The sequence below is a fragment of the Lentibacillus sp. genome, assembly GCF_035301925.1.
In the GTDB taxonomy this organism is placed as follows: Bacteria; Bacillota; Bacilli; order Bacillales; family Amphibacillaceae; genus Lentibacillus.
This window is the reverse complement of record NZ_DATGTI010000189.1, coordinates 1-5,794: the sequence shown is the minus strand read 5'-3', so window position 1 is coordinate 5,794 and position 5,794 is coordinate 1. Positions and strand designations below refer to the sequence as shown.

7 protein-coding genes are annotated in these 5,794 nt (G+C 43.0%); 3 read left to right on the top strand and 4 right to left on the bottom strand.

Annotated elements, in window-relative coordinates:
• Positions 1–362 precede the first annotated feature (362 nt).
• Together VK080_RS15355 and mutY are read right to left on the bottom strand one after the other, a co-directional pair.
• A complete protein-coding gene (locus VK080_RS15355; RefSeq protein ID WP_324225651.1) occupies positions 363–539 on the bottom strand; it encodes a gamma-type small acid-soluble spore protein in 177 nt (58 codons plus the stop codon).
• Between the two features lie 126 nt (positions 540–665).
• Positions 666–1,733 carry an A/G-specific adenine glycosylase gene (mutY, locus tag VK080_RS15350; RefSeq protein ID WP_324225650.1) on the bottom strand — a complete coding sequence of 356 codons (1,068 nt, stop codon included), beginning with the start codon at positions 1,731–1,733 and terminating at the stop codon, positions 666–668.
• 158 nt (positions 1,734–1,891) lie between these two features.
• Here mutY and VK080_RS15345 point away from each other — a divergent pair, with 158 nt between their 5' ends.
• The gene (locus tag VK080_RS15345; protein ID WP_324225649.1) at positions 1,892–2,878 is read left to right on the top strand and encodes a metal-dependent hydrolase; all 987 of its coding nucleotides are present in this window, start codon (positions 1,892–1,894) and stop codon (positions 2,876–2,878) included.
• Positions 2,879–2,960: 82 nt separating this feature from the next.
• Here VK080_RS15345 and VK080_RS15340 read toward each other — a convergent pair whose 3' ends face one another.
• On the bottom strand, positions 2,961–3,299 hold the full coding sequence (locus VK080_RS15340; protein WP_324225648.1) for a YfhH family protein: 339 nt from the start codon (positions 3,297–3,299) through the stop codon (positions 2,961–2,963).
• Between the two features lie 94 nt (positions 3,300–3,393).
• Here VK080_RS15340 and VK080_RS15335 point away from each other — a divergent pair, with 94 nt between their 5' ends.
• Complete coding sequence (locus VK080_RS15335; RefSeq protein WP_324225647.1) at positions 3,394–4,053, top strand: SDR family oxidoreductase; 660 nt, start codon at positions 3,394–3,396, stop codon at positions 4,051–4,053.
• A gap of 324 nt (positions 4,054–4,377) precedes the next feature.
• On the opposite strand, the gene recX is transcribed toward VK080_RS15335, so the two are convergent.
• Positions 4,378–5,190: a recombination regulator RecX gene (recX, locus tag VK080_RS15330; RefSeq protein ID WP_324225646.1), complete on the bottom strand. Its 813-nt coding sequence runs from the start codon at positions 5,188–5,190 to the stop codon at positions 4,378–4,380.
• Positions 5,191–5,286: 96 nt separating this feature from the next.
• Here recX and VK080_RS15325 point away from each other — a divergent pair.
• The coding region (locus VK080_RS15325) for an NAD-dependent epimerase/dehydratase family protein (RefSeq protein WP_324225645.1) at positions 5,287–5,794 on the top strand (508 nt) is incomplete at its 3' end.

Here is a 5,794-nt window from a genome sequence, read left to right as displayed (position 1 = left end):
GAAACGGTCATTTCCATACAACTGCTGGTAATGAACCTGGAGCGCAGACTCCGCCTTCTTTTTTATTATTTTTTCCAACGCTTTTTCGGAAATTCTGTAGAACTAAAATGGGCTGTTTGAAAATCGTTCAGCAGTCCCTAGCTATGTATTTGGATGATTGACCCTGATGTTGGATCGGCCATTTTATCTCTCCTAACCATTGTTTGTTGCAACAGTCTCATAAGATCCCTTATCAGTCATTATAAATTTAAAAGCAAAATTTACAAAGGGAAACGACCGGACAGGCTCAAGGCCTTATCAACATTAAAAAGAGCTCCCTGAGGGAGGGAGCCCTTCAGCATCTAAAATCGGGGATGGCTGCGTTATTTCTTTTTTTGTTGTGATTTTTGGTTTTTCTGTCTGACTGATTGTGCGTCTGTTTCAGATGCAAACTCAGTACCGTACTGACCTTGCCCTTGTTGTGCCTGCTGGTTTTGCTGTTTTACTTTCTGTACGTTGGTACCAGCAGATGTTTTGTTTGGCTGTTGATTTTTAGCCATCAGTATCACCTCCGCAGTCATTACTTTTTCCATTTTGAACGCTGTTATCCAGCTTAGTCAGTGTCAAATTCAACATGTTGAGGTATAAAATGGAAAAACGTCAAAAAGATTGACTGCGGATCCGGCTTATAGGTACTGCATCATCTTCTGATGGGAAACTGGAAACGGGTAATCGTCCAATTCGTCACGGCTGACAAAACATAGCCGTTCATCTTCTGCTTGATCACTTTTTGTTCTCGCTTCGACAACCTCGAGCTGCCAGATAATATGAGTAAAGACATGCTTGAGATCGCCTTTTTTGGCTGATAGCTCAACGTCGATGCCATATTCCATCTGAAACCAGTTTGCCATATGATCCCTGCCGATTTCATCCACCGGCACCATCGGAAATTGCCACATGTTTGCCAGCAGGCCGTTATCCGGACGCTTTTCAATCAGGCATTCGTTTTTTCCATTGCGAATTAAAAGCACGGTATAATGAATTTTTTTCTGTTTTTTTGCTTTGGATTTGACAGGCAGATTCTCTTCAAGCCCTTCCTGAAAAGCGAGGCAATGCTCCTGGACCGGACAAAACATGCACATCGGTTCTTTTGGCGTACAAACGAGTGCACCAAGTTCCATGAGGCCCTGATTGAATGAAGACGGATCATCATGGGAAATAAGCGCCTCGGCATAACCTTCGAATTGTTTTTTTACTTTGGGCTGAGCGATATCGTCCTCAATTTTCAGAACACGCGAAAGGACCCGCATCACATTGCCATCAACAGCTGGCTGCGGCTGGTCAAATGCAATGGACAAAATGGCGCCTTTAGTATACGGACCAACACCTTTAAGCTTTCCCAATTTTTTTGGATCATCAGGCACTTCACCGCCATATTCGTCAACCACTTCCCGGACTGCGTTTTGCAGATTTCGCACACGGGAATAATAACCAAGTCCTTCCCACATTTTTAATACTTCCTGCTCGTCGGCATATGCTAAATCGTAAAGACTCGGATATTTTGCAATAAACCGTTGAAAATAAGGGATAACAGTGTCAACCTGGGTCTGCTGAAGCATGATTTCAGATACCCATACTTTATATGGATCCTGGTCATGTCGCCACGGCAAGTCACGTTTGTTGTCTTGAAACCACTCAATTAGTTTTTTCTGGAATGCGTCGATGTTGAATTTCTGTAATATTTTTTCAGTCATTTATTACATCCTTTGTGATACAATTAAAAAGAACTGGCCGCCAACAGGCCATTTTAGTGAAAACTTAATTTTCTCTAATAAGGAAAGTATTCGTTCGTATATATGAGACCATCCATCATAAAAATCATCTTGCATCCTTCTAAGGAGGAATTCAACTTATGGACACAGGCACCCATATCGTCATGGGCGTTGCAATTGGCGGACTGGCCACGCTTGATCCCGCCGTGCAAAATGATCCGGCTTTATTCAGCACAGTACTGGTCGGAACTGTTATCGGTTCACATGCACCGGATTTCGATACCTTATTGAAACTGCGTAATAACGCTGAATATATACGACATCACCGCGGAGCGACACATTCCATACCCGCTGTTATCATGTGGGGGATTTTAATAGCAGGTATCATTCATATGATTGTGCCGAATGTCAATTTTTGGCACTTATGGGCATGGACGGCGCTTGCGGTTGTCCTTCATGTGCTTGTCGATATTCCCAATGCTTATGGGACACAAGCATATCGTCCATTTTCCAATAAATGGGTAGCAAAAGGGTTTATCAATACGTTTGATCCATATATTTTTCTGCTCCATATCGGTGGGATTGTTGCCTGGATGCTTGGTGCCAATCCGGGATATACGTTCCTCGTCATTTATGGTGTGATTGCCCTGTACTACGTGAAGCGTTATATGGATAAACGGGAAATCGAACGAAAGATCAGGGAATACTACCCGAATATTGAGCAAATAGTAACTTCCCCGACCATTAAACAAAATCACTGGCGAGTTGCAATCACAACATCCGATTATTTTTATGTAGGGTCGGTCAAAGACGGCCATATTGAAATTGTCGACCAGTTTGAAAAAATTCCATTGCCTGACAATGAGCTGTTCCGCCTGGCTAAACAAGATAGCAATATTGCAGCATTCTTATCATTTTCCCCGGTTTACCGCTGGGAAGTAAATGATTATGATGACTTTACTGAAATACGGTTCATTGATCTGCGGTACCGGTCAAATGAGCGTTACCCATTTGTCGCAGTCGTCCAGATTGATGACAACATGCGCATCATGACATCCTATACAGGCTGGATCTTTTCCGAGCAAAAACTGCGGAATAAGCTCGAAATCGGCGACAATCCGGGCTGACGGAATGAATGATTGCCTATTGAGCGCAGAGAAATCGGCGAATTCGGCCGGTTTCTTTTTTTAATAAAAAGAGGCGGCGTGTCTAATCCTCGACCTTATCCCCCAGCAATGAAATCGGAAGTGCCTCCTCTTTTTCATGAACTTCATTCAATAAATTGACGCGGTGCCCCCAGGCGAACACACCGTTTATATAATTAATTTTGAATTTATAGCCGGGATCGCCTTTCAATTCATATATTTCCTGGGGTGAAAAATCATCCGGATTCATCATATAAGCAATGGCAACTTGCATTTTACGCTCATTAATGGCTACTTCACTGATATTTCCAAGCTGTTCAGCTTTCTGTGCTTTTTCTTTCAGCTTTCCCACTTCTTCGCGCAGCTGCTCGACTGTATAATCACTATATCGGAAATTATCCATTATGCGATGCTCCCTTCTCTAATCAGTTTACATTTTACCAATAGTTTAGGAAAATAGAAATCATAAGACCTATGATTTTGGAAGGGGATATGGAATGTCTACAGTTGCCATCACAGGAGCAGGGAGCGGTCTCGGACGTGCACTTGCATTGAAATATGCCAATCATGATTATAAGGTATTTTTACTCGGACGGCATGATACAAAACTTCATATGGTCCAAAAAGAAATCCATGACAATGGCGGACGGGCAGAGATCATCCTTTGTGATGTTCAGGAGCCGGCTTCAGTCAGTATTGCCTTTCAGCAAATCGGTGAGCTGGACGTTTTTATCAATAATGCTGGAATCGGCATCTTTGGCCCATTGGAAGATTATGGCGTCAGTGATATCGAGAAAACACTCAACACAAATGTCAAAGGAAGCATCCTGTGTGTTCAGTCTGCACTTCCATTGATCCGTGAAAGCAATGGCCGCATTTTAACGATTATTTCCACCGCCGGGCTGCGCGGAAAAGTGCACGAATCCATCTATTGTGCCAGCAAGTTTGCTGTTAAAGGCTTTACGGAAAGTCTGCAAAAAGAATGGGCAAATGAAACGATCACAATCACAGCTGTTTACATGGGCGGTATGAACACGCCGTTCTGGGATCATTCATCACATGTGGAAGACCCATCCGTTTTGAAAGGACCGGAAGTTGTCGCTGAGCAGATTTTCAATGAGGATGATGGCCGGAAAGAGATTGTGATTGATCGATAGGCGACTTGCTTAGTATGTGCATGTATTGATGAAAGGTTGAATATTGCGGATATCAACCGGATTTTACGAGTATCGACCGAATATTGAATTTATCAACCAAATATTCAGGATATCAACCAAATTTTAGTTTTATCAACCGAATAACCAGGATCTCAACCAAATTTTAGTTTTATCAACCAAATATTACTTTTATCAACCAAATAATAAGGATATCAACCAAATATTGAATTTATTAACCAAATAATAAGGATATCAACCGAGCAACCAGGATTTAATTGTCACTGAGTCGAACTCCCGCTTGACGCCAATAAACTGCTCGTCCGTTTAGTCATCAAGGTGCTCATCCAAAAATGTGTTAATCAGATCGATCGTGAATCCTTTTCGATAAAGGGCCTCTTTCATTTTATTGTGCAGCTGGAAGCCACTTAATTTCTGCTGGTGTTTGCGGAGGAGCTTTTCGCCTTGTGTAACAAGGGCCTCCCATTCGGCATCATCGTCTTTTTGATCCTGCAGCTCGGCGACGACTGCCTGAACAACATCACCGGAAAATCCTTTTTGCATCAGGCTTCCCTGCAACTGCTGGACTTGCTGGCGGAAAGACTTTTTACCGCTTGAACTCAGCTTTTTCTCTGCCAGTTTCATGGCCTTTTCAAATTGGATATTGAATGTATACACAGCAATTGCTTCATCGGCAATCGCTTCAGCAACGCCTTTTTGCAACAACTCCTGTCTGATGAGCATTGGTCCTTTACTTGATGTATGTAGCCGCGTCCTGACAAACGCATCGGCAAATTGCTTATCATCAATCAGTCCTTCAGCCGTGAGTTTTTTCAGGATTTGATTGACCTGTTCTTCATCAATTTCTTTTTGAACGAGATAGTCATGGATTTCCTTCTCTGTGCGCATCCGGTAGCTTAAAAAATTGATGGCGAGGGTATATGATTTATGCAGCGTGTCCTTGCTCATGAGTGCCGTGATTGTTGCATCATCAAGTTCCATATTTTTACGCAGCCGGTATTCGACCAATATGGCTTCATCAATACTGAAACCGTACTTTTCACCTTTGCCATCATCAAGAAAAATATTATACCGGTCCTTATGTTTCTTCTGTGTGGTAATCCGGGTGATTTTCGACAATTTTCTCCTCTCCTCTCCGGTACCATTGTATCATGAAAATTGCCTGATGAATGCGCATACTAAAGGAAAAAAATCGAATAAAATGAGGTGAGCGAAATGAATATCATGATAACCGGCGGAACCGGTTTTGTCGGCAGGCATTTGACCAAAGCGCTAACCGAAAAAGAACATGTTGTCTACATATTGACACGTACTCCTGCTAATCACACAAACACCGACAAGATTTCCTTCATCAGCTATGACCACCCTGTTGAAGATCTGCCGAGAATTCAGGCCGTGATTAATCTGGCCGGGGATTCGTTGTTCGGTTATTGGACTGAGCGTAAAAAAGCCGTCATCCGCTCAAGCCGGATTGATACAACGCAAAAAGTCATCCGGATGATGGAACAAATGGAACAAAAACCGGATGTATTCATCAGCGGCTCAGCAGTCGGCTTTTACGGTACGTCGGAAGAGCACATATTCACGGAAGAAACCATCAAACCTGGCGATGACTTCCTCGCAAGCGTTGTCGTGGAATGGGAACAGACAGCCAAACAAGCCGAGCAGCTTGGCGTCCGTACGGTTTACACACGATTCGGCGTGATAATGGGCAATGAAGGTG